1 protein-coding gene is annotated in these 1,742 nt (G+C 38.9%); it reads left to right on the top strand.

Annotation, left to right across the window (positions count from 1 at the left end):
• The first annotated feature begins 154 nt into the window (after window positions 1-154).
• Window positions 155-1,609 (top strand): IS1182 family transposase, encoded by a 1,455-nt coding sequence (locus ACOI1D_RS21535; protein WP_422504235.1) that lies wholly within the window; start codon window positions 155-157, stop codon window positions 1,607-1,609.
• Window positions 1,610-1,742: the final 133 nt, after the last annotated feature.

The raw sequence follows: 1,742 nt of genomic DNA, 5'->3' as shown, positions 1-1,742 counted from the left end.
TTCAGCCTCCTCGGAGCAAAAACCGCTCACTGCGGGGTCTTCAGACTGTTCCTTTCGAGGCTGCTGAAAAAGTCATTGAAAATTCAGCAGAAATGCCAAAAAGACACACAAATGTTTTATAATAGAACTATCAAAAGAAAAGCGGTGATTTCCAGTGTTAGAACGTCAACCATCTTTGCCATTAAGTGCGCACTCTGAACTGTATGAGTTGTTGATTCCAAAAGACAACTTCCTTCGCCAAATGAAAGAGTTAGTGGATTTCAGCTTTATTGAAGAGGAATTAAAAGAAAAGTACTGTTTGGATAACGGAAGAAATGCTGAACCTCCAGTACGAATGTTTAAATATCTGCTTTTAAAGCAAATCTATGATTTATCCGATGCGGACCTAGTAGAGCGGGCAAAGTTTGATTTGTCTTTTAAATATTTTCTGGAACTTGTACCGGAAGCTTCCGTAATCCATTCTAGCTCTTTGACTAAGTTCCGTAGACTTCGTCTAGTGGATAAAGACTTGATGGGTACATTAGTGGAAAAGACGGTTGCGTTAGCTTTGGAACACGAAGTATTGGCAAGCAACACTTTGATCGTGGATGCCACCCATACTTCAGCCCGTTTTCATTCGAAAACAGCCACAGAATTTGTACAGGAGAAATCCAAGTTACTGCGAAAAACTGTTTATCAACATCAGGAATCGATCAAGGAGCGTTTTCCATCCAAGCCGACCACCAATTCATTAGAAGAAGAAATCACGTATACAAATGCTTTACTCGATGTCATTGAACAAGATGATTATTTAAAAAAGCTACCTGCCATTAAAGAAAAAATCAATGTAGTAAAGGAAGTCATCGATGATATCCATGAAGAAGCTAATTATGGTGGAGATCCGGATGCCCGAAAAGGCTACAAGGCTGCGGACTACTCTTTTTTAGGCTATAAAACACATATTGCGATTTCCGATGAGCGCATTATTACGGCAGCTGTGGTAACGTCTGGTGAAAAAAGTGACACGAAGTATTTAAAAGAATTGGTAGAAAGCAGCGAAAAGAATGGAATGACAGTCAAGGTAGTTCTTGGAGATACTGCGTACTCCAGCAGGAGTAATATACAATATACAAAAGAAAAGGATATTCGATTAGTATCGAAATTACACCCAGTAATCACGAATGGACAACGCAAAGGAACTGAATTCGAATTTAACAAGGATGCAGATATGTATGTATGCCCGGCAGGGCATTTAGCCACCAAAAAATCCATCAAAAAGAGGCAAGATTCTTCTCGAAATGCACAATTAAAATATTACTTTGATGTGGAAAAATGTAGAGCATGTCCGCTACGTGAGGGTTGTTACAAAGAAGGGGCAAAAACCAAAACCTATTCAGTGGCGATTAAGTCCACCGAGCATACTGATCAAGAGGCATTTCAGGAAACCGATGAATTTAAACGATTAGCCAAAGAGCGGTATAAAATCGAAGCAAAAAATAGTGAAATTAAGCACAGACACGGGTATGAAAGAGCCAATTCCTCGGGTCTATTCGGCATGAAAATCCAAGGTGCAGCCACCATATTCGTAACCAATATGAAAAGAATTATCAAACTAATGAATGAAAAATAGGAGGAAAATAGCCTCCTACTTATAAAAAGTAGAGTATTTTTCCTTAGTACTTGGAAAAATGCCCCTTTTTTTCTTATTCTTTTTTGGAGCTCTTAAAATAAGAGACTTTTTCAGCGGCCTCGTTCCTTTCCCA

It is taken from the genome of Virgibacillus sp. DJP39 (assembly GCF_049310925.1).
In the GTDB taxonomy this organism is placed as follows: domain Bacteria; phylum Bacillota; class Bacilli; order Bacillales; family Amphibacillaceae; genus Virgibacillus_F.
The sequence above is the reverse complement of the archived record's forward strand: the minus strand, read 5'-3'. Positions and strand labels throughout refer to the sequence as shown.